This window comes from Aquabacterium lacunae (assembly GCF_004310865.1).
Lineage (GTDB): Bacteria > Pseudomonadota > Gammaproteobacteria > Burkholderiales > Burkholderiaceae_C > Aquabacterium > Aquabacterium lacunae.
The window spans coordinates 133,317-153,463 of sequence record NZ_SIXI01000001.1 but is presented as its reverse complement, the minus strand read 5'-3'; the positions used below and the strand labels follow the sequence as shown (position 1 = coordinate 153,463).

At 66.2% G+C, this 20,147-nt stretch carries 21 protein-coding genes and 1 tRNA gene; 9 read left to right on the top strand and 13 right to left on the bottom strand.

The window, feature by feature from the left end; translation table 11 throughout:
* Positions 1-318, bottom strand: coding sequence for an ArsR/SmtB family transcription factor (locus tag EYS42_RS00695; RefSeq protein ID WP_130965956.1), 318 nt, complete (start codon positions 316-318; stop codon positions 1-3).
* A gap of 94 nt (positions 319-412) precedes the next feature.
* Here EYS42_RS00695 and EYS42_RS00690 point away from each other — a divergent pair, with 94 nt between their 5' ends.
* Positions 413-862 carry an OsmC family protein gene (locus tag EYS42_RS00690; RefSeq protein ID WP_130965955.1) on the top strand — a complete coding sequence of 150 codons (450 nt, stop codon included), beginning with the start codon at positions 413-415 and terminating at the stop codon, positions 860-862.
* 90 nt (positions 863-952) lie between these two features.
* Here the strand turns inward: EYS42_RS00690 and EYS42_RS00685 are convergent, their stop codons facing one another.
* From EYS42_RS00685 to EYS42_RS17015, 4 genes are all read right to left on the bottom strand, one after another.
* Positions 953-1,228: an oxidative damage protection protein gene (locus EYS42_RS00685; protein ID WP_130965954.1), complete on the bottom strand. Its 276-nt coding sequence runs from the start codon at positions 1,226-1,228 to the stop codon at positions 953-955.
* A 49-nt stretch (positions 1,229-1,277) separates the two neighbouring features.
* Positions 1,278-2,660 carry an amino-acid N-acetyltransferase gene (gene argA, locus EYS42_RS00680; RefSeq protein ID WP_130965953.1) on the bottom strand — a complete coding sequence of 461 codons (1,383 nt, stop codon included), beginning with the start codon at positions 2,658-2,660 and terminating at the stop codon, positions 1,278-1,280.
* Between the two features lie 203 nt (positions 2,661-2,863).
* Positions 2,864-3,028: a hypothetical protein gene (locus EYS42_RS17020; RefSeq protein WP_165456592.1), complete on the bottom strand. Its 165-nt coding sequence runs from the start codon at positions 3,026-3,028 to the stop codon at positions 2,864-2,866.
* 2 nt (positions 3,029-3,030) lie between these two features.
* Entirely contained in the window at positions 3,031-3,192 is a 162-nt protein-coding gene (locus EYS42_RS17015) for a hypothetical protein (RefSeq protein WP_165456591.1), read from the bottom strand.
* Here EYS42_RS17015 and EYS42_RS00675 point away from each other — a divergent pair.
* Positions 3,191-4,213 carry a hypothetical protein gene (locus EYS42_RS00675; protein ID WP_130965952.1) on the top strand — a complete coding sequence of 341 codons (1,023 nt, stop codon included), beginning with the start codon at positions 3,191-3,193 and terminating at the stop codon, positions 4,211-4,213. The genes EYS42_RS17015 and EYS42_RS00675 overlap by 2 nt on opposite strands.
* Here the strand turns inward: EYS42_RS00675 and EYS42_RS00670 are convergent.
* Together EYS42_RS00670 and EYS42_RS00665 are read right to left on the bottom strand one after the other, a co-directional pair.
* Positions 4,191-5,675, bottom strand: a complete 1,485-nt coding sequence (locus tag EYS42_RS00670; protein WP_130965951.1) for an amidase — start codon at positions 5,673-5,675, stop codon at positions 4,191-4,193. The two genes, EYS42_RS00675 and EYS42_RS00670, sit on opposite strands and share 23 nt — an antisense overlap.
* Positions 5,676-5,723: 48 nt before the next feature.
* A complete protein-coding gene (locus EYS42_RS00665; protein ID WP_165456590.1) occupies positions 5,724-6,842 on the bottom strand; it encodes a GGDEF domain-containing protein in 1,119 nt (372 codons plus the stop codon).
* 124 nt (positions 6,843-6,966) lie between these two features.
* On the opposite strand from EYS42_RS00665, the gene hrpA reads away from it, so the two are divergent.
* The 4 genes from hrpA (at position 6,967) to EYS42_RS00645 (ending at position 12,811) form a co-directional block, all read left to right on the top strand.
* Positions 6,967-10,899 carry an ATP-dependent RNA helicase HrpA gene (gene hrpA, locus EYS42_RS00660; RefSeq protein WP_130965949.1) on the top strand — a complete coding sequence of 1,311 codons (3,933 nt, stop codon included), beginning with the start codon at positions 6,967-6,969 and terminating at the stop codon, positions 10,897-10,899.
* A gap of 51 nt (positions 10,900-10,950) precedes the next feature.
* Positions 10,951-11,027 (top strand) — tRNA-Pro (locus EYS42_RS00655).
* 97 nt (positions 11,028-11,124) lie between these two features.
* Positions 11,125-11,742, top strand: coding sequence for a 5'-deoxynucleotidase (yfbR, locus tag EYS42_RS00650; RefSeq protein WP_130965948.1), 618 nt, complete (start codon positions 11,125-11,127; stop codon positions 11,740-11,742).
* Between the two features lie 34 nt (positions 11,743-11,776).
* On the top strand, positions 11,777-12,811 hold the full coding sequence (locus EYS42_RS00645; protein WP_130965947.1) for a recombination-associated protein RdgC: 1,035 nt from the start codon (positions 11,777-11,779) through the stop codon (positions 12,809-12,811).
* Positions 12,812-12,825: 14 nt separating this feature from the next.
* On the opposite strand, the gene EYS42_RS00640 is transcribed toward EYS42_RS00645, so the two are convergent.
* Positions 12,826-13,500: an alpha/beta hydrolase gene (locus EYS42_RS00640; RefSeq protein WP_130965946.1), complete on the bottom strand. Its 675-nt coding sequence runs from the start codon at positions 13,498-13,500 to the stop codon at positions 12,826-12,828.
* 51 nt (positions 13,501-13,551) lie between these two features.
* A complete protein-coding gene (locus EYS42_RS00635) occupies positions 13,552-14,364 on the bottom strand; it encodes a sulfite exporter TauE/SafE family protein (RefSeq protein ID WP_245503447.1) in 813 nt (270 codons plus the stop codon).
* An 85-nt stretch (positions 14,365-14,449) separates the two neighbouring features.
* On the opposite strand from EYS42_RS00635, the gene EYS42_RS00630 reads away from it, so the two are divergent.
* The gene (locus EYS42_RS00630; protein ID WP_130965945.1) at positions 14,450-15,409 is read left to right on the top strand and encodes a LysR family transcriptional regulator; all 960 of its coding nucleotides are present in this window, start codon (positions 14,450-14,452) and stop codon (positions 15,407-15,409) included.
* Here EYS42_RS00630 and EYS42_RS00625 read toward each other — a convergent pair.
* Both EYS42_RS00625 and EYS42_RS00620 read right to left on the bottom strand, forming a co-directional pair.
* Positions 15,318-16,148: an alpha/beta fold hydrolase gene (locus EYS42_RS00625; RefSeq protein ID WP_130965944.1), complete on the bottom strand. Its 831-nt coding sequence runs from the start codon at positions 16,146-16,148 to the stop codon at positions 15,318-15,320. The genes EYS42_RS00630 and EYS42_RS00625 overlap by 92 nt on opposite strands.
* 19 nt (positions 16,149-16,167) lie before the next feature.
* A complete protein-coding gene (locus EYS42_RS00620) occupies positions 16,168-17,190 on the bottom strand; it encodes a M14 family zinc carboxypeptidase (protein WP_245503446.1) in 1,023 nt (340 codons plus the stop codon).
* 164 nt (positions 17,191-17,354) lie between these two features.
* Here EYS42_RS00620 and EYS42_RS17405 point away from each other — a divergent pair, with 164 nt between their 5' ends.
* Together EYS42_RS17405 and EYS42_RS00615 are read left to right on the top strand one after the other, a co-directional pair.
* Positions 17,355-17,477 (top strand): hypothetical protein, encoded by a 123-nt coding sequence (locus EYS42_RS17405; protein WP_280960169.1) that lies wholly within the window; start codon positions 17,355-17,357, stop codon positions 17,475-17,477.
* A 64-nt stretch (positions 17,478-17,541) separates the two neighbouring features.
* A complete protein-coding gene (locus tag EYS42_RS00615) occupies positions 17,542-18,303 on the top strand; it encodes a class II glutamine amidotransferase (RefSeq protein WP_130965942.1) in 762 nt (253 codons plus the stop codon).
* On the opposite strand, the gene EYS42_RS00610 is transcribed toward EYS42_RS00615, so the two are convergent.
* The gene (locus tag EYS42_RS00610; protein WP_130965941.1) at positions 18,282-19,091 is read right to left on the bottom strand and encodes a dienelactone hydrolase family protein; all 810 of its coding nucleotides are present in this window, start codon (positions 19,089-19,091) and stop codon (positions 18,282-18,284) included. The genes EYS42_RS00615 and EYS42_RS00610 overlap by 22 nt on opposite strands.
* Entirely contained in the window at positions 19,088-20,137 is a 1,050-nt protein-coding gene (locus EYS42_RS00605; protein ID WP_130965940.1) for an NADP(H)-dependent aldo-keto reductase, read from the bottom strand. The genes EYS42_RS00610 and EYS42_RS00605 overlap by 4 nt, the downstream gene beginning before the upstream one ends.
* Positions 20,138-20,147: the final 10 nt, after the last annotated feature.

Here is a 20,147-nt window from a genome sequence, read left to right as displayed (position 1 = left end):
TCAGTCCTTCGGGCAGTACAGGCTGTAAAGCACCTGCAAGATGGCCAGTGCGTCGGGGTCGACCACGCGGTAGTAGATGTTCTTGCCCTGGCGGCGTGTGGCCACCAGGCCCTGGTCGCGCAAGACGCCCAGCTGTTGTGACAAGGTGGGCTGGCGGATGCCCAGCTTTTCTTCCAGGTCGCTCACACACTGCTCACCCTGGGTGAGCTGGCACAGCAGCAGCAGCCTGTCTTCGTTGGCCAGTGGCTTGAGTGCGGCCACAGCCCGGGTGGCCGCGGCACGCATGGCGCTCATGTCGATCTGGGTGGGTGTGTCCATGGTCTGTGTCGCGGAAACTTTGCTTTCAGATAGTATATCAATATTGATAATGTTTGGATGGCTGCCACCCTTGTCACCTTCCCAGGAGCGCCCCATGTCCGATTCACGCGTCCACGTCCGCCTGCAGCAGGTGCAGGACTACCAGTTCCGCCACCACTACAACGGCCTCGATGCCACAGTGCTGGGCGATGAGCCGCTGCCCTTGGGGCAAGCGCAAGGGCCATCACCCGTGCAGCTGCTGGCCAGTGCGGTGGGCAACTGCCTGGCCGACTCGCTGCTGTTTGCCTTGCGCAAATTCAAGCAGGCCCCCGACCCGCTGCAATGCGATGTGCTGGCCGAGGTGGGTCGCAACGCCGAGGGGCGCATGCGTGTGCTGGGCCTTCAGGCCACGCTCACGCTGGGCGTGCCCGCTGCGCAGCTGGCGCACCTGCCGCGGGTGCTGGAACAGTTTGAATCGTTCTGCACCGTCACGCAAAGTGTGGGGCAGGGCATCGCGGTGCAGGTGGTGGTGCGCGACAGCACCGGCGCTGTGCTCAAGGGCTGAGCCCCCAAGCCATTGAACCCAGACAAAAGGCCACCCGAAGGTGGCCTTTCAGCAGGCACCAGGGGTGCCCATGGTCTCTGAACCTTGGGTTCAGCCCTGGGTGGGGGGCACGTAGCCCTGCACTTGTTCAGCGCCCGCGCCAAAGAAGAACTGCTCCATCTGGCGGGCCAGGTACTGGCGGGCGCGGGCGTCGGCCAGGTTCAGGCGGTTTTCATTGACCAGCATGGTCTGGTGCTTCATCCACAGCGCCCAGGCTTCCTTGCTGATCTCGTTGTAGATGCGCTTGCCCAGCTCGCCCGGGTAGGGCGCGAAGTCCAGGCCTTCGCCTTCTTTGTTCAGGTGCTTGCATTGGATGGTGCGTGCCATGTTCTCAGCTCGATTCAGGGTCTTGTGTGACGACGAAAAACTTGGGGGCTCACTTGAGGTGCTTGACCAGCACCTGTGAGCGGCGGTCCCACTTGTAGTTGCGCTTGCGGGCCTCGGGCAGCCAGCTGGGGTCGACCGGCGCAAAGCCACGCTTGTTGAACCAGTGCATGGTACGCGTGGTCAAAACAAACAGGGTCTGTAGGCCCATTGCCTTGGCGCGCTGTTCGATGCGCTTGAGGATGCGTTCGCCGTCGCCCTGGCCCTGCACATGGGGCGACACGGTCAGGGCGGCCATTTCGGCGGTGCCCGCCTCGGGAAAGGGGTGGAGCGCCGCGCAGCCGAAGATCACGCCGTCGTGCTCGATCACGGTGTACTGCGTGACGTCACGTTCGATCTCGGTGCGGCTGCGCTTGACCAGGGTGCCGTCTTGCTCGAAAGGCTCGATCAGTTGCAGGATGCCGCCCACATCGTCGGGCGTGGCCTCGCGCAGGCTTTCGAGCTTTTCATCGACGATCATGGTGCCCACGCCGTCGTGGGTGAACACTTCCATCAGCAAGGCGCCATCCACCTTGTACGAGACGATGTGCACGCGCTCGACTCCGCCTTCGCTGGCCTTGACCGCATGGCCCAGGTAGAAGGCCGTGTCGGTGGGTTGCAGCGGGTTGGGCAGGGCCGCCAGCAGACGCTTGGCATCCAGCAGGGCCAGTTCCTGGTCCAGCTCTTCGTCGGGGTCGTTCTGGCGGGCCTCCAGGGCCACGGCGTTGGCCGGGTCCTGCACGATGCTCTGCAAAATGCCGCGCACTTCGGTCACGAACACCAGCTTGTCGGCCTGCAGGGCCACGGCCGCGCTGGTGGCCACGTCTTCCATGCTCAGATTGAAGGCCTCGCCCGTGTGCGAAAAACCGAACGGCGACAGCATCACCAGGGCGCCGGTGTCGATGGCGCGGCGAACGGCCTGGGCGTCGATCTTGCGGACCAGCCCGGTGTGCATGAAATCCACGCCGTCGACGATGCCCACCGGGCGTGCGGTGACGAAGTTGCCCGAGATCACGCTGATCGAGGCGCCCGCCATGGGCGTGTTGGGCAAGCCCAATGAGAACGCCGCTTCGATTTCATAACGCAGCTGGCCCGCAGCCTCCTGGGCGCAATCGAGTGCCACCGTGTCGGTGATGCGCATGCCGTGGCTGAACTTCGATGCTTGCCCTTTGGCGCGCAGCTGCTCTTCCAGTTGGGGGCGAAAACCGTGGGCCAGCACGATCTTGATGCCCATGGCGTGCATCAAGGCCAGGTCTTGAACCAGGCTTTCCAGCTTGCCGGCGGCGATGGCTTCCCCGCAGATGCCCACCACGAAGGTCTTGCCCCGGTGCGCATGGATGTGAGGTGCCACCGAGCGGAACCAGGGCACGAAGGTGTGGGGAAAGACCAGATCCATGACGAACGAAACAGGGGCAGGGCAGTGGCAGAAGTGGCTGCAGGCCATGACAAGGTGGAGAAGCCCTGCCATGGACGCAAGCGCCGCACCCGTGATGGTACTGCCTGTGGGCGACGGCACCGAGCCACCATGAAAAAGGGGCGCACCCCGGTGGAGGTGCGCCCCTGTGGCCCTGAGAAAGGCCAACGGTTCAAGTGACGGGGTCAGCCGCGCTTGAACTTGCTCCAGTCGATCTTGACCACGGGGATCTTGATCAGGCCGAACAGTGCGGTCAGGGTCACGTCCACCTTGTTGGAGGGCACGTTGACACCGACTTCAACGCCTGCGCCGGCCACCTGGGTGACTTCGCGGTGTTGCAAGGGGCGCATGTTTACTTCTTGCCCCAGATCACGTTCACCAGCACGCTGGTGAAGGGCGCCTTGACGTCGACATTGGTCGAACCACCGGTCTTGCCGGCGATCACGTCGACGAGGACCTTCACCAGGCCGGCGCCAGAGACTTGCGAAGCTTGTTCTTTGGTCAGAGTGAGCATGTTGACTCCATTCGATGGATTGAGTTGTAAAACGCGGGCTGTTGAATGCCCGTCGAAAGTCTCAGGCGCCATTGGCCATGTTTTTACCCCCCAAAAGGGGGTAATGGCTGTGCATCAATTCGCTTTGTCAGCGAATGACAGCCTGATTGCCGTGCGTGACTCCGGGTTAGCCCTTGCAGGCCAGGAGGTGTCACGGGCTCGGTTGCATCTCCGGGCATCCCTGCATGCCATCCGGGTTTTGCAGATCGGCTCAGACGGGTTGTCATCAAATGGTCACAATGTGACTCGCTGGTATTTGTTTGAACGACCGGAGGCGTGTGTGATGCTTCATCCGCAAAAAAGTGGCTTCATGGGCTTGTTGAACCCGGTGGGCGCCACGGTGTGGGGGGTGGGCTGCGTGTCGCTGGCCCTGGTGGTGGCCGGTGGGTGGAACGCCGAATGGGCCGCAGATTGGTCTGCCGAGCATGGCCTGCTCGAAACACTCTCGGCAATGGCCTGGTGCACGGCGGTGGGCTGGTTGCTGTGGCGCTGGCCCGTCTGGGGTGGCTCTGTGCTGGCTTGGGCCATGGTGTGCCTGGCACTGGCGGTGCGCGAAGTGGGCATTCCGGAAACTCTCGTGCCCAGTGGGAAGGCGTTGCTCACCTGGGCGCACTACATGGATCCAGCCATTGCGCTCAGCCGCCGACTCGCAGAGGGCGCTCTGGTATCGGGCATGTTGATCTCAGGCCTGGTCACCGTCTGGCAGGTGGTTCGTGCAGCCTGGCGTCTGCCACGTCGCCTGAATGCGAGCGCGTGCCTTGGGCTTGCAGGCGGCGCTTTGCTGCTGGCCGCGCAAGCCGCCGAGGCCGTGCTGGGGGTGCAGGCGCAGCTGCTGGAAGAGGTTCTGGAATGCGCCGGGGCCCTCTGGGTGCTGGCTTCCCTGGTGCTGGCACCTGTCGCAGCACGCTCTCCAGAGACGGTGCCCTCCGAACGTCGAAGCGCAAGAGCGGGACAAGCCGTCAGAGGTTCGGTCGCCGGTTGAACCAGGGCCGGGCCTGTTCCAGTTCCGCGGCCAGCTGCAGCAACAAGGCTTCGCCGTCCAGCGGCGCCACAAACTGCACGCCCAAGGGCAGGTTCTGAGCTGTCCAGTGCAGCGGCACCGACATCGCCGGGCGGCCTGTCAGGTTGGCCAGCTGGGTGTACGGCGTCCATGCCAGGTTCTGCAGCACCGAGTTCTGGAACAGGCTGGTTTTGCGCAACCAGCCCGACAGGCCCAGCGCATCGACCAGCTGGCTGCTGGCTTGCAACAGGGGCGGGGTGTCGAGTTCGCCGATCTTCACTGGGGGCGCGGCCATGGTCGGGCTCAGCCACAGGTCAAAGCGCTGGTGGAACTGGCTGATGCGCACGTTGTGCTGGTGCCAGCGTGAGTTGCAGCGCAGTAACTCCACCGCAGAAACGCTGCGTCCCACGGCGGCCATGGCCTGGGTGTCGGGCTCGTACTCGCTGCGGCGCGCACCCAATTCGTCGTTCAGCGTGTCCATCAGTTCGGCCATCACGCAGAACCAGGTGAGCAGGAAATCTTGTGCCAGGGCCATGCCATCAAATGGCAGGGGCACTTCTTCGACGTGATGCCCCAGCGAGGCCAGCAGGCGGGCCGCATCTTCCACCGCTTCACGCGCTTGCGGGCTCACAGGCGTGTCGATCGGCGACTGCCAGGTGTAGCCGATGCGCAGGCGCTTGACGGGGCGCTGCAAGGCCTGCAGATAGGGCTCTGCTGGACGGGCAAAGTGGTAGGGCGCATGGGGCTCTGGGCCCTGAAGGATGTCGAGCATGCAGGCCGTGTCGCGCACGCTGCGAGACACCACGCCCTGCACCGCGGCGCCGTTCATGGGCTCGCCCATGTCGGGGCCGCTGGAAATGCGACCGCGCCCGGGTTTCAGGCCGAACAGACCCGTGCACGACGCCGGGATGCGGATCGAGCCCCCACCATCGTTGGCGCCGGCCACAGGCACCACCCCGGCGGCCACGGCCGCTGCCGAGCCGCCTGACGAGCCCCCAGGGGTTCGTGTGGTGTCCCAGGGGTTCAGGGTGGGCCCGTAAGCTTTGGGTTCGGTCACGTTGCGCGCGCCGAACTCGGGTGCGTTGGTCTTGCCGAAGATCACCAGCCCGGCGTCTTTCCAGCGCCGCACCACGTCGCTGTCTTGTGTGGGCACGTGACGCGGCAGCACCTTGCTGCCGCCCGTGCTGGGCAGCCCGGCCATGTCCTGAAACAGGTCTTTTGTCAGGAAGGGCACCCCAGCCAGCGGCATGTCGGCCGCGAAGCCTTGCGCGCACCGTTGGCGCGCGGCATCGTCCATGCGGCGAGTGAACGCGTTCAGCCGCGGCTGGATTTCGTCGGCGCGTTGTGTGGCCACGGTCAGCAACTCGGCTGCCGACACTTCGCCCCGTCGGACCAGGTCGGCCAAGCCAACGGCATCGTGCTGAAGGTATTCACTGTGCTTCATGGGATGTTCATTCACTGCAGGGGGGCGGGGCCCGGTTCGCACCGCAGGTCAGGCGCCGCGGGGCGTGGATCCCATCTGGGTTTCGCCGACGGAGTTCTCGCCGATTTGGGTCTGGTTGCGGCCGGCGGACTTCGCAGCGTACAACGCGCGGTCGGCCAGGTCGATCGTGTGTTCTACCGTGTGTTGTGCCGGGTGCGCAGCCACACCCGCTGAAAACGTGATGCGCAGGTTCGCCACGCCGGGCAGCACGTCCATGCCAGCCAGTTGCAGGCGCAGGCGCTCCAGGGCGTGGACCGCTTCGTGTGTTTCGCTGTCGGGCAGTACCAGCAGGAACTCTTCGCCGCCCCAGCGCCCGATGGTGTCCACCTCGCGGAACACCTGCCGTGCCGCGCGTGCAAAGGTTTGCAGGACCTGGTCGCCCGCCGGGTGGCCGTGCTGGTCGTTGATGCGCTTGAAGTGGTCCAGGTCGATCAGGGCCAGGCACACCTGGTGGCCCAGGCGCTTTTGCCTGCGTGCTTCTTCTTGAAGAAGGTCCTGCATGCGGCGCCGGTTGGGCAGGCGCGTGAGTTCGTCGGTGGTGGCCAGGGCCTGCAGCCGCTCCATGGCCTGCGCCAGCTCCTTGCGAGAGGCGAACAGCTTGGCCCGCAGGCTGGACACGATCTGGCCCAGCCAGGCTGCTGCCATGAGGATGCCGCCTGCATACACCACCTGCAGCCACTGGCCATGTGTCGGTGGCAGTTCGGGCTGGGTGTCGCGCCACAGGGTGCAAACCACCATGAGTTGAAGGGTGTAGGCCGTGATGACCGCAAAGTGCAGGGGCCGGAAATTGAACTGCCCGAACATCATGATCAGAGGCAGGATCACCAGCACCATGGCACGGCTTTCGGTGGTGGCGCCTGTGTAGGCCAGCACGGTGAGCGTCACGCCGTACAGTGCTTGCACCAGCACCAGCCCGCGGTCATGCAGGTGGCGTGAACAACCGGTTCGGATGAGCACGAAGAACACCAATGGCCCGATCAGCATGGCCGGTATCAGCCAATGGGTGAAACGTTCGTGGAACAAATTCAGATGGGCGCCCACCGCAAGGCAGGCGGCGTTGAGGCCGTACAAGAGGTGGGACAGCAACACCAGCTGCAAGGGGCGATGCAGCTCGGACGCCGTGCCCAACAGCCATTTCCTGAGTGATGAAATCTTCACTGGCCTGCACGTGAGCGAAACAGTGCTGCCCTGTCCCGAGCAGCGGGGAACCGGCATCATGCCTGCCGGCAATCGCACAGGATAATTCGGGTTTCTGCCCTTGAGTTGCCCCGTTTTGCGCCCCGCCATCACATTTCCGGAATCGCTGCCCGTCTCGGGCAAACGCCACGAGATCGAAGCCGCCCTGGCCGAGCACCAGGTCATCATCGTCTGTGGTGAAACCGGCTCCGGCAAGACCACGCAGCTGCCCAAGATCGCCCTGAACCTGGGGCGGGGTGGTTGGGGGCAGGCGCCCGAGCCTGGCAAACGCCCCAGGCTGATCGGCCACACGCAGCCGCGCCGCATCGCGGCCTCCAGTGTGGCCAAGCGCATCGCCGAAGAGCTGAACACGCCCCTGGGCGAGGTGGTGGGCTACAAGGTGCGCTTTCAGGACCGGCTGCAGCCGGGCGCCAGCGTCAAGCTGATGACCGACGGCATCTTGCTGGCCGAAACCCAGGGCGACCCCGACCTGCGCGCCTACGACACGATCATCATCGACGAGGCCCACGAGCGCAGCCTGAACATCGACTTCCTGCTGGGCTACCTGCGCCAGCTGCTGCCGCGCCGGCCCGACCTGAAGATCATCGTCACCTCGGCCACGATCGACGCCGACCGCTTCGCGCAGCACTTCGCCAGCAGCAAGGGCCCCGCGCCCATCGTGATGGTGTCGGGCCGGCTGTTCCCGGTCGAGCAGCGTTACCGCCCCTTTGAAGAAAGCCGCGAGTACGGCCTGAACGAGGCCATTGCCGACGGGGTTGACGAACTCTGGCGCGAGGGCAGCGGCGACATCCTGGTGTTCCTGCCCGGCGAGCGTGAGATCCGCGAAGCGGCCGACCACCTGCGCAAGCACCTGGCCCACAGCCGCTTCCAGGCCGCCGAAGTGCTGCCCCTGTTCGCCCGCCTGAGCCAGCAAGAGCAAGACCGCGTGTTCAACCCCGGCAATGGCCGGCGCATCGTGCTGGCCACCAACGTGGCCGAAACCTCGCTGACGGTGCCGGGCATCCGCTACGTGATCGACAGCGGCAGTGCGCGCGTGAAGCGCTACAGCTTCCGCAACAAGGTCGAGCAGCTGCAGGTCGAGCCCATCAGCCAGGCGGCGGCCAACCAGCGTGCGGGCCGATGCGGCCGCGTGGCCAACGGCATCTGCATCCGCCTGTTCGACGAAAAGGATTTCAACGCCCGCCCGCGCTTCACCGACCCTGAAATCTTGCGCAGCTCGCTGGCCGGGGTCATCTTGCGCATGAAGGCCCTGCACTTGGGCCACGTGGAAGATTTCCCCTTCATCGAGCCCCCGCTGCGAAAGGCCATTGCCGACGGCTACCAGCTGCTCAACGAGCTGGGCGCGGTCGACGACAACAACGAGATCACGCCGCTGGGCAAGACCCTGTCGCGCCTGCCGCTCGACCCCCGCGTGGGCCGCATGATCCTGGAGGCCAAAGACCGCCAGGCCCTGGCCGAAGTGCTGGTGATCGCCGCCTCCTTGAGCGTGCAGGACGTGCGCGACCGCCCGATCGAGCAGCAGCAACAGGCTGACCTGAAGCACAAGCAGTTCGACGACGAGAAGTCGGAGTTCATGGGCACGCTCAAGCTGTGGCAATGGCTGGACGACAGCCGCGGCGGCCACGGGCACCACGCGCCCGGCGAGGCCGAGAAGCACAAGCTCAGCCACCGCAAGTACGAAGCCCTGCTGCGCGAGAACTTCATCAACCCGCGCCGTGTGCGCGAGTGGAAAGACGTGTACAGCCAGCTGCACACCGTGGTGGCCGAACAGTCGTGGCGCCTCAATGGCAGCCCGGCCACCTACGAGCAGGTGCACCTGTCGCTGCTGTCGGGCCTGCTGGGCAATGTGGGCTGCAAGAGCGACGACGAAGAGTGGTACCTGGGGGCCCGCAGCATCAAGTTCTGGAAGCACCCGGGCGCCAACCTCAGCAAAAAGCCGGGCCGCTGGATATTGGCGGCCGAGCTGGTCGAGACCAGCAAACTGTATGGCCGCGGCGTGGCTGGCATCGACGCGCAGTGGCTGGTGTTCATGGGCCAGCACCTGCTGAAAAAGCAGCTGCTCGACCCGCACTGGGAAAAGAAGGCCGGTGAGGTGGTGGCGCTGGAGCGGGCCACGCTGTATGGCCTGGTGGTCTACAACAACAAGCGCATCAACTTCGGCCTGGTGAACCCGCGCGAGGCGCGCGACATCTTCATCCGCGAAGCCCTGGTGGGCCAGGAGTGGGAAACGCGTTTGCCCTTCCTGGCGCACAACCGCAAGCTGATCGCCCAGGTGGAACAGCTGGAGCACAAGTCACGCCGGCAAGATGTGCTGGTCGACGATGAGCTGATCTATGCCTTCTACGACGCGCAGGTGCCGCCCGAGGTGATGAGCGGCCACAGCTTCGAGCGCTGGTACAAGGCCGCCAGCCGCGAGAACCCCAAGCTGCTGTACCTCAGCCGCGAAGAGCTGATGCGCCACGAGGCTGCCGGCATCACCAGCAACGCCTTCCCCAAGGTGATCCGCCTGGGCGGGGTCGATTGCACCACCACCTACCTCCACGAACCCGGCGACGCCCGCGACGGCGTGACCGTGACGGTGCCCATCTACGCGCTCAACCAGGTCAGCGAAGAGCGCGGCGAATGGCTGGTGCCCGGCATGCTGAAAGACAAGGTGATGGCCCTGGTCAAGAGCCTGCACCAGAAGCCCCGTGCTCGCCTGGTGCCGCTGCCCGACTACGTGGACAGCTTCGTGCAGGCCGCCGAGTTCGGGCAGGGCGGTTTGATGGACCAGCTGCTCAAGGCTGTGCGCGACAAGACCCAGCTGGACATCAAGCGGGCCGACTTCAAGCTCGACATGCTGTCGCCGCACCTGTTCATGAACTACCGCGTGGTCGATGAGCACGGCCGCCAGCTGGGCATGGGCCGCAACCTGCCCGCGCTGAAAGCCGAGCTGGGCTCGCTGGCCCGCGGCGCCTTCCAGGCCCTGGCCGCCCTGAAAACCCAGACCGTGGCCCAGCCTGCGGCCTTGGGGGCTGACGCGCAGGAAGCGCCCGGTGCCGCAGCTCCGGCGTCTGGTCCGTCGGGCAAGGCCGGTGGCCAGAACGCCCCGCAGCGCGTGAAGGGCCCGGCCGACCCCGGGGCTGGCCGTGCCACGGCTGTGCAGCCCCTGACCGACTGGACTTTTGGCGAGCTGCCCGAACTGATGGAGATCAGCCGCGGCGGGCACACCCTGATCGGATTCCCGGCCCTGGTCGATAAGGGCACGCACGCCGAGATCGAGGTGTTCGACGAGCCCGATGTGGCTGCCGGCAAGCACCGCGGAGGCCTGCGCCGCCTGGTGGCCCTGCAGCTCAAGGAGCCGCTGAAGTACCTGGAAAAGAACATCCCCGACCTGCAGAAGATGGCCATGGCTTACATGAGCCTGGGCACGGCCGACGAACTGCGCGACCAGATCATCGAAGTGGCCCTGGACCGCGCCTACCTGAACGACCCGCTGCCCACCGACGCGGCCAGCTTCAAGGCCCGCGTGGAAGAAGGGCGCACGCGCCTGAACCTGATCGCCCAGGAGGTGGCCCGTCTGGTGGGCGGCATCCTGGTGGAGTACGCCGCGGCCACGCGCAAGCTGAAAGATGCCAAGCCGCCCAAGGAGGTGGCCGACGACATCAACGCCCAGCTGCAGCGCCTGTGTCCCAAGCGCTTTGTGGTGCAGACGCCTTACGCGCAGTTGCAGCACTTCGCGCGCTACCTCAAAGCCGTGACCAGCCGCCTCGACAAGTTGCGCGCCGACCCGGCCCGCGACACCCAGAAGATGGTCGAGGTCAAGCCGCTGGACCAGCGCTACACCCGCCGCCTGGCCGAGTTGAAAGGCACGCACGACGCCCGCCTCGATGAATTCCGCTGGTTGCTGGAAGAGCTGCGTGTGAGCCTGTTCGCACAAGAGCTGCGCACGCCCCAGCCCGTCAGCGTGAAGCGGCTGGAAAAGGTGTGGACGCAGCTGCAAGCTTGATGGCCTTTGCGAACAACCCTGGCTGATTCCGGGCTATACTCTCGACTTGTTCGGGGCGTAGCGCAGCCTGGTAGCGCATCTGCTTTGGGAGCAGAGGGTCGTGAGTTCGAATCCCACCGCCCCGACCAATCCATGCCAAGGGCCAGCCTTTTCAACGGGGCTGGCCCTTTCTCGTTGGGGGCCTGACTTATCATCACCAGCCCGCTTGCTGTCCCAAGGTGGCCCATGTCCGAGAAGGCGCCCAAGCCCACGCACCCCCACAGCCCTTTTTACGCCCATCTGTCGCGCCTGCGCTTCATCAAGCGCTGGGGTCTGATGCGCAACGCGGTCGAAGAAGACGTGGCTCAGCACAGCTGGGAGGTGGCCGTGATCGCCCATGCGCTGGCCGTGATCCGGCGTGATGTGCTGGGGCTGGCCATTGACCCGAACGCCGTGGCCACGCGCGCCTTGTTCCACGACGCGGCCGAAGCCATCACGGGCGACCTGCCCACCCCGGTGAAGTATTCGCCCGCCATGCGCCAGGCCACAGCCCATCTGGAAGACCAGGTGTGCCGCGAAATGCTGGAGCTGCTGCCCGCCCCGCTGCAAGCCACCCTGCGCAGCGTGATGGACACCAACGAGTGGCCCAGCGAAGAGGCGGCCCTGATCAAGGCGGCCGACCGCCTCACGGCCTGGCTGAAGTGCAAGGCCGAGTTGCGCTATGGCAACCGCGAGTTCGAGCAGGCCGCGCAGCAGATCGAGCGCAAGATCCACGACACCATGCGGCCCGAGGTGCGTTACTTCCTGGACACCTTCGGCCCCGCATTCGACCTCACCCTGGATTCCCTGATGCGCGGCGACTGAGCCTGCGGCATCGGCATCCTTCGCTTTCCTTCCCATGTTCAAGAACCTCACCCTGTACCGTGTGGGCCCGCAATGGGCCGCTGACCTCACCCGCACCGACGAGCTGCTGCGCACCTGCCAGTTCGTGCCATGCGGCGCCACCCAGCAAAAGTCGTTCGGTTTCGTCGAGCCCCGTGGCCAGGCCCACGGCCCCATGGTCGAATCGGTGGGCGGCCAGTGGCTGCTCAAGCTGGTGACCGAGCAGCGCGTGGTGCCCGGCTCGGTGGTCAAGCGCCGCGTGGAAGAGCTGGCCGACGCCGTCGAACAGCAGACCGGCCGCAAGCCCGGCAAGAAGCTGCAGAAAGAGCTGAAAGAGCAGGCCCTGCTGGAGCTGCTGCCCATGGCCTTCACGCGGCAGTCGCACACCCTGATCTGGCTGGACCCGCGCGAGCGCCTGCTGCTGATCGATGCGTCCAGCCTGTCGAAGGCCGATGAGATCGCTTCGACCCTGGTCAAGACGCTCAATGGCGAGATCGAGATGCAGCAGCTGCACACGGCCGAATCGCCCTCCGCCTGCATGGCCGCCTGGCTGAAGGACGGCGAGCCGCCGCACGCCTTCACCATCGACCGCGAGTGCGAACTCAAGTCGAGCGACGAACAGAAATCGGTGGTGCGCTACGCCCGGCACCGCCTCGACACCGACGAGGTGCGCCAGCACATCCTGACCGGCAAGATGCCCACTCGCCTGGCCATGACCTGGCGCGACCGCGTCTCGTTCACGCTGACCGACACGCTGCAGATCAAGAAGCTGGCCCTGCTCGATGTGGTCATGGAAAGCCACAAGGGCTCGGCCCGCCCGCCCAAGGAAGAAGCCTTTGATGCCGACGTGGCCATTGCCACCGGCGAGCTGTGCCAGCTGCTGCCTGAGCTGATCGAAGCCCTGGGGGGCGAAGCCCCGCTGGGTGCCGGGTTCAGTGCCGAGGTGGCGTCGCGGTCGAAGCCGTCGTCTTCAGACACCGCGCCTGGCGCTGCATCGGCCGGCGCCGAAGCCCCTGCATCGGGCGACGCCGAACCTGCGCCCTGGGACTGACCCGGGCGGCTGCATCAGGCTGCCAGCACCTGCCGCAGGAAGCTCCCCACCTGCTCGATCTCTTCGGCACACACTTCGTGGGCCATGGGGTATGCGTGCCACTGCACCGGGTAGCCCCACGCTTGCAGGCGTTCGCGGGCCATCAGACCGCGTGCTGGCGCCACCACGTGGTCTTCGGTGCCGTGGGCCAGGAAGATGGGGGTGTGCTGGTTGGCGGGGTGCCGCTCGGTGGCCGTGGCTTCGGGCAGGGGCAGGTAGCCCGACAGCCCGATCAGGCCTGCCAGCCGATGGGACTGACGCAGGCCGACCATCAAGGTCATGGCGCAGCCTTGTGAAAAGCCCATCAGCACGATGCGCTCGGGCGCGATGCCTCGGCTGATCTCGCGTTCGATCAGGGCATCGATGGCGGCCTGCGAGGCCCGCAGCCCGGCCTCGTCTTCCACACGCCCTGTGGGCGTGACACGGATGTCGTACCAGCTGCGCATTTCGTAGCCACCGTTCATGCTCACGGGCATGTGCGGCGCACTGGGCAGCACGCAGCGCATGTCGCCGATGCCGGTCAGGTCCATGGCCTGCACCACCGGCACGAAGTCGTGGCCATCGGCACCCAGGCCGTGCAGCACGATGAGGGTGGCCGTGGGGGCGGGGCCCGAGGCCATTTCGATCAGTTCGAGCGCAGAGGTGTTCATGCACCGATGGTAGCCGCGATGGCCCCTGTTGCCGTGTGCGTGAGCCCTTTGTCAGCGCCCGAGTGTCAGCGCCCGCTGCAGCCAGGGCCAGACGGCCATCCAGACGCTGGTGCCCATCAGCATCAGGGCGAAATTCCGACGCAGCGTGCGCTCTGGCAGGCGGGTGGCCAGCGCCACGCCGCTGGACACGGTCAAGGTGCCGGCCAGGGCCATGGGCAAGCCCATCTGCCAGTCCACCCGGTGGGCCTGGGCATAGGTGCCCAATGCCATCACGGCGCTGGGCGCCACCAGGGCCAGGGCCAGGCTTTGGGCCATGGCCTGGCGCAGGCCAAACCAGCCCGTCAACAACGGCGTGGCCAGCAGCCCGCCGCCAATGCCCATCAGGCCCATGCTGCTGCCACCCAGCACGCCCACCAACGGGATGTAACGGGGGTTCAGTCGGCCGATTGGCTCACCCTGGGCCGGCGTGACGGGGCGCTGCGCCCTCCACATGCTCCAGCCCACCCAGGCCAGGAACGCGCAGAACATCAGCCGCAGGGTGTCGGGCGGCAGCGCGGTGGCCCAGCGGGCCATGAACCAGGTGGTGAGGGTGCCCAGCGCACCGATGCCCAGCACGCGTGGCCAGGGGGCAGGGGTGATGCGGTGGTAGCGCCACCAGGCAATCAGCAGGTTGGGCACCATCATCACCAGGGCCGTGCCTTGAGCCAGCGGCTGGTCCATGCCGTAGGCCAGCACCAGCAGGGGGATGGCGATCACGCCACCGCCAATGCCGAACACGCCACCAAAAAAGCCCAGGGCGGCCCCTGTGCCCAGGGCCACCATCCAATGCCAGGCCGAAGCCATCCACACATCAACCGCGAACATGTGGGCATGATGGCAAGCCTGATTGTGCGCATCAATGGCTTGTTGAGTACTTGATTCGTGCATTAAATGCATGAATGATGGCGGCATGCAGCACCTGCCCGACCTGTCGTTTTTCACCACCCTGGCCCGGCATCCCAGCCTGGCGTCAGCGGGTGCCGAGCTGGGCTTGAGCCCGCCCGCCGTCAGCCGTCGCCTGGCGGCGCTGGAGCATCGCCTGGCCGTGCGCCTGCTCAACCGCACCACGCGCCGCATGAGCCTCACGCCCGAAGGCGAGCGGTACCTGGCCGATGGTGAGCGCATCCTGCGAGACATCGAGCGCCTGGAGCGTTCGCTGCAGGCCAGCCGCGACGAGCCGCAGGGCCTGCTGCGCCTGAACGCCACGTTCGGGTTCGGGCGTCGCCACCTGGCGCCTGCCATTTCCGCTTTCGCGCAACGGCACCCCAAGGTGCAGGTGATGCTGGAGCTCACCGACAAGCCACTGGACCTGACAGCGCACGCCATGGACCTCGGCATTCGCTTTGGTCCTCCGCCTGACGCGCGGGTGCTGGCGCGCCGCATCGTTGCCAACCGGCGCTTGCTGTGTGCCTCGCCGGCCTTTCTGAGCCTCCATGGCACCCCGCTGGACCCGATGGACTTGTCGCGCCTGCCATGCATCGTGATCCGCGAAAACAACCGGGCCTGGAACCACTGGACCTTGAGTCGGGGCCAGGAGAGCCGGCTGGTGAAGGTGCAAGGCGCCCTGAGCACCAACCACGGGGAGGTGGCAGTCGATTGGGCCCTGGACGGGCATGGCCTGCTCTTGCGCTCGGAATGGGACGTGCAGGGCCTGCTGCAGGATGGGCGCCTGGTGCAGGTGCTCCCCGAGTGGAGCGACACCGCCGCAGACATCCACGCGGTGTACCCGCAGCGGCATCATCTGTCGGCCACGGTGCGGTCTTTCATCGAGTTCCTGGTCAGTTGGTTCGACCCCACGACGCCGTCTCCGAACGGGTCAACCGCTGCTCGGCTGTCGCCTGGCCCGAGCTGTTCGTCACCCAGTGCATGACCTGCTCGGCCACCCAGGGGCCCGCATCGAGCGGGAGGTCATGGCCTGCCGTGGGGTGAGCGGCATGGGCACATTGCCAGCGGGCCAGCAGGGCCTGTGTGCAGCGCGGTGACACCAGCTCGTCGCCCAGCCCCTGAAGCAGCAGCACCGGTACCGGCGGCGGCACCAGAGGCGCCCGGTAGCGCAAGGCCGCCCACAACTGGCGCAGCGCATTGGTGGCCGTGACAGGGTGCGCCGTGCGCAGGTTCATCCAGTGCTCCAGCGTGCTGTCAGGGCGGGCCGGGTGGCGGGCGGTCATGCGCATGGTGGTGCGTTCGATGGCGCGAACGTCGGGGTACATCAGGCTCATCCGCAAGATGCGCACCCATTGCGCCGGACGCATGCGCTCCCATGGCCGGCTGTAGGGCTTGAGGCTGGTGTTCATCAGCACCATGCGGTCGATCTCGGCGGGGTGGGCGTGGGCCCAGGCCGTGGCCACCATGGCCCCCAGGCTCATGGCCAGCACACGGCAGGGGCCTTGCAGGCCTTGTGCATGCAGTTGCTGCCGCAGGTCTTCGGCCATGGCGGGCACCGTCGTGTGGCTGGCTTCCCGAAACCGGGTCCCATTGCCGGCCAGATCCGGGGTGAACACGCGGGTGCCTTCGGGCAGGCGTTGCCTGAGTTCGTTCACGAAGTGGCCCCAATGCCCCGCTTCCCGGGTCAGGCCGCGGATCAGCACCCACGGAATGTCGGTGGTCATGGGTTTGACTCCCCTGCGTTTAACGTGTCTGAATTTGCCAGTGTGCCAAAGCAGCGGCATGTTCTGCAGGCAAGTGTTGCGCAGACGGTAACCAGTTCAGGTGACTGCAGGCGGCGCGGGCCATGAAATCGAGCAGGGCCACGTGCCTGCGCAACACCCGTTGTCGCCGGTGTTCGATCAAGGGGTTGAAGATGCCGTGTCGGCTGAACAGTTGACGGGGGTTCTTGCGCACCCACAGCCATGAGCCCATCTCCAGCGTCAGGGGCAGGAACATGCGTTCAGGGGCGTGCAGCGATTGCAGGTACAGGTGGTCCCACAGGTCACCATGGGCCAGGTACTGAAGGCTCTGGGGTTCGAATACATAGCGGTGGTGCGCATGGGTCTGCGCAAACACACGGTGCAGCGCGTGCACCTGGGCCAGGTGCTCCAGGGGCCGGCGGGTGTGGGCGTAGGGGAACCAGATCCGGTCCAGGCTACCGAAGCCTGAATGGCAGTCCAGCGCCAGGCTGAACGGTCTGCCCAACAGTTCCTGCTGCACCACCTGGGTCAGCGCCTGGGCCTCCGGTGCCATGGCGTGCCCTTCGCGGCCGCGGTACCACGGCATTGCAGGGCTGATGCGCTGCCCCCCGATCAGCCAGGGCACGGGCTCGGTGGCATCCACGGGGGCATTGCGCATCAGGTCGATGCCTTGCGGGTTGGCTCGGGTGCCCAGCCACAGGCCGCCCGGGTTCACCAAGGGCATGAACACCATGCGCAGGCCTTCGAGTTGCTGGTGCAGCAGTCGGTCCCACCGCAGGCGCTGAATCAGGCTGGTCAGGTAGGCCATGACCACCTCGGCACCAATGCGCTCCAGCCCGTGCACCCCCCCGAAAAAGCCCACAGCAGGGGCTTGTGGATCTGCGGTGCCCAGGGTGAACACCTGCACCGGGAAGCATTGATCACCAGCCTGCACTTCGCACAGGGTGCGTGCCTGCAGGTGGGGCTGCCCTTCTTCCAGCAAGCGGGGCAGTTCATCGATTTCAGGCAGCGGTGGTCGTGGCACGCGAGGGCGGGTGTGTGATGGGATGGTGTCCGAGGCTCCCGGCCGCGGGGCCATGGCCAAACCACCAGATTGCGTGGGCCATGTGTCGCGGCGATGACAGTGCGCTGTCATGAAGCTGTCACGGCCTCTTGCCAAACTGCCGGCCATTGCAGAACGGAGTTGACATGCACACACCGCTTCGGTCACGGTCTCTTCGGTGGCACCGCTGGGTGGCCCTGATGCTGGCGGCCCTGGTGGGTGCCAGCGAAGCGTGGGCCCTGGCCCGCGCACGCTGGGCAAGAGGCTGACAGGGAGGGAGGCAGGCGCAGGGAGGAGATAATCCTTCCTCGCCTTGTCTCTTCAAAAATCCCGATGTGCCAATTGCTCGGCATGAACGCCAACGTCCCCACCGACGTGGTGTTCAGCTTCTCCGGTTTTGCCTGCCGTGCGTCGGAACATGCCGACGGCTTCGGCATCGCATTTTTTGAAGGGCGAGGTGTTCGCTGTTTTGTGGACGCCCAGGCCGCCAACGTCTCGCCCGTGGCAGACCTGATCAAGACCTATCCCATCCGAAGCACGGACGTGATCGCACACATCCGCAAAGCAACGGTGGGGCAGGTGGCGCTGGAAAACTGCCACCCCTTCACACGTGAGCTGTGGGGGCGCTACTGGGTGTTTGCCCACAACGGTGATCTGAAGGATTACCGCCCGCGCCTGCACAGCCACTTTCGCCCTGTGGGCGACACCGACAGCGAACGGGCCTTCTGCTGGCTGATGCAGGAGCTGGCCAAGAGCCACGCCTCGCTGCCCAGCCCCGACGAGCTGACCCGCACCCTGCGCGAGCTGGTGCCTCAGGTGGCCCGTTTCGGCACCTTCAATTTCCTGCTCAGCAATGGCGAGGCCCTGTGGGCCCATGCCACGACCAAGCTGCAGTACCTGGTGCGGCAGCACCCCTTCAGCCATGCCCGTTTGCAAGACGCCGACATGACGCTGGATTTCGCGCAGCTCACGCAGACCGGTGACCGCGTGGCCCTGATCGCCACCGAGCCCCTCACGGCCAATGAGCACTGGACACCGTTCCAGTGCGGCGAGCTCAAGCTGTTCGTCGACGGTCAGGTGGTCGAAGTGGCCTGATCGGCTGCGGCCATCCACGACAACATCATCTGCCAGCCACGCGCTGCATCGGCGGCACGGTAACTGGCACGGTAGTCGGCCAGGAAGGCATGCGGCGCACCGTCGAACACCTCCACGCGTGAAGGGCTGCCTGCATCGGCCAGTGCCGCCTGAAAGGTCTGCACGTGTGCCAGGGGGATGCCCTCGTCACAGGCACCGTACAGGCCCAGCACCGGGGCCTGGAGCCGTTGCACCACCTGCGCCGGGTGCTCGGGCTGCAGGTCGGAGGTCGGGCCTTGCAGGCGCCCGTACCAGGCCACGGCCGAGGCCAGTGCAGGCTGGTGTGCCGCATACAGCCAGGCCATGCGCCCGCCCCAGCAAAAGCCGGTCAGGTGCACGCGTTGTGCGTTGCCGCCCTCGGCCACGGCCCATTGCATCGCGTCGTCCAGGTCGGCCATCACCTGGGTGTCGGGTGTGGGCCAGATGAAACCGTTGCGGATCTCTTCGTAGCTCTGACAGGCCGCCGGGTCACCCAGCCGGCCGAACAGGTCGGGTACCACGGCCAGGAAGCCGGCATGCGCCAGGCGCCGGGCCACATCCTGGATGTGTTCGTGCACCCCGAAGATCTCCTGCACGACCAGCACCACCGGCCAGCCGCCTTCAGGCGCAGGGCCCTCGGGACGGGCGCTGTAGGCCCGGAGGCGGCAGGCGTCGTGGGCCTGCCACTGCACCCAGCCTGCTTGCAGACCGGAGGCCGGTGTGTGGATCACGGTGTCGGCCACCGGTGCCGAGGCGGCGGCAAAGCTCATGGCGCGGGGTTGGGAAAGCGTTGGTGGATGGCGTCGATGCCGGCCAGCACCTCGGGCGACAGCGTGAGCTGCGCCGAGGCGATGTTGCTGTGCAGTTGCGCCAGGCTGGTGGCCCCGATGATGTTGCTGGTCACGAAGGGCCGCGTGTTCACGAAGGCCAGGGCGGCTTGGGCCGGGTCCAGCCCATGCGCGCGGAACAGCTCGACATAGGCTCTCACGGCCAGCAGGGTGTTCTCGCTCTTGTAGCGGGTGAAGCGCTCGAACAGGGTCAGGCGCGCGCCAGCGGGCAGGGCACCGTCGAGGTACTTGCCACTCAGCATGCCGAAGGCCAGGGGCGAGTAGGCCAGCAGACCCACGTTCTCGCGCAGGCTCGCTTCTGACAGGCCGCTTTCGAAGCTGCGGTTGACCAGGCTGTAGGCGTTCTGGATGCTGGCCACCCGCGGCAGGCCCTTGTACTGCGCCAGGCTGGTGAACTGGCACAGGCCCCAGGGCGTTTCGTTCGACACGCCAATGTGCCGGATCTTGCCTTCGCGCTGCAGGGTTTGCAGGGCGCGAAGGGTGTCTTCGATGGCCACGGTGTCTTCGTCGGCCACGTGCACGTAATCGCGTTGGCCGAAGATGTTCACGCTGCGGTCGGGCCAGTGCAGCTGGTACAGGTCGACATGGTCGGTCTGCAGGCGGCGCAGGCTGTCGTGCAGGGCTTCGCGCAGGTTGGTGAGGTTGAAGTTCAGGCGCCCACCGCGAATGTGCGAGGGCCGCCCGGCTTGCCGCGTGGGCCCTGCGGCCTTGGTGGCCAGCACGATGTCATCGCGGCGCCCGCTCTTTTTCAGCCAGGTGCCGATGTACTGTTCGGTCAGGCCGGCCGTGTCGGCCTTGGGTGGCACCGGGTACATCTCGGCCGTGTCGATCAGGTTGATGCCGGCGGCCAGTGCCGCATCCAGCTGGTCGTGTGCTTCGGCTTCGGTGTTCTGTTCCCCCCAGGTCATGGTGCCCAGGGCGATCACGCTCACGTTCAGGCCGGTCTGGCCCAGGGGACGTCGTTGCATCGGGGGTGTC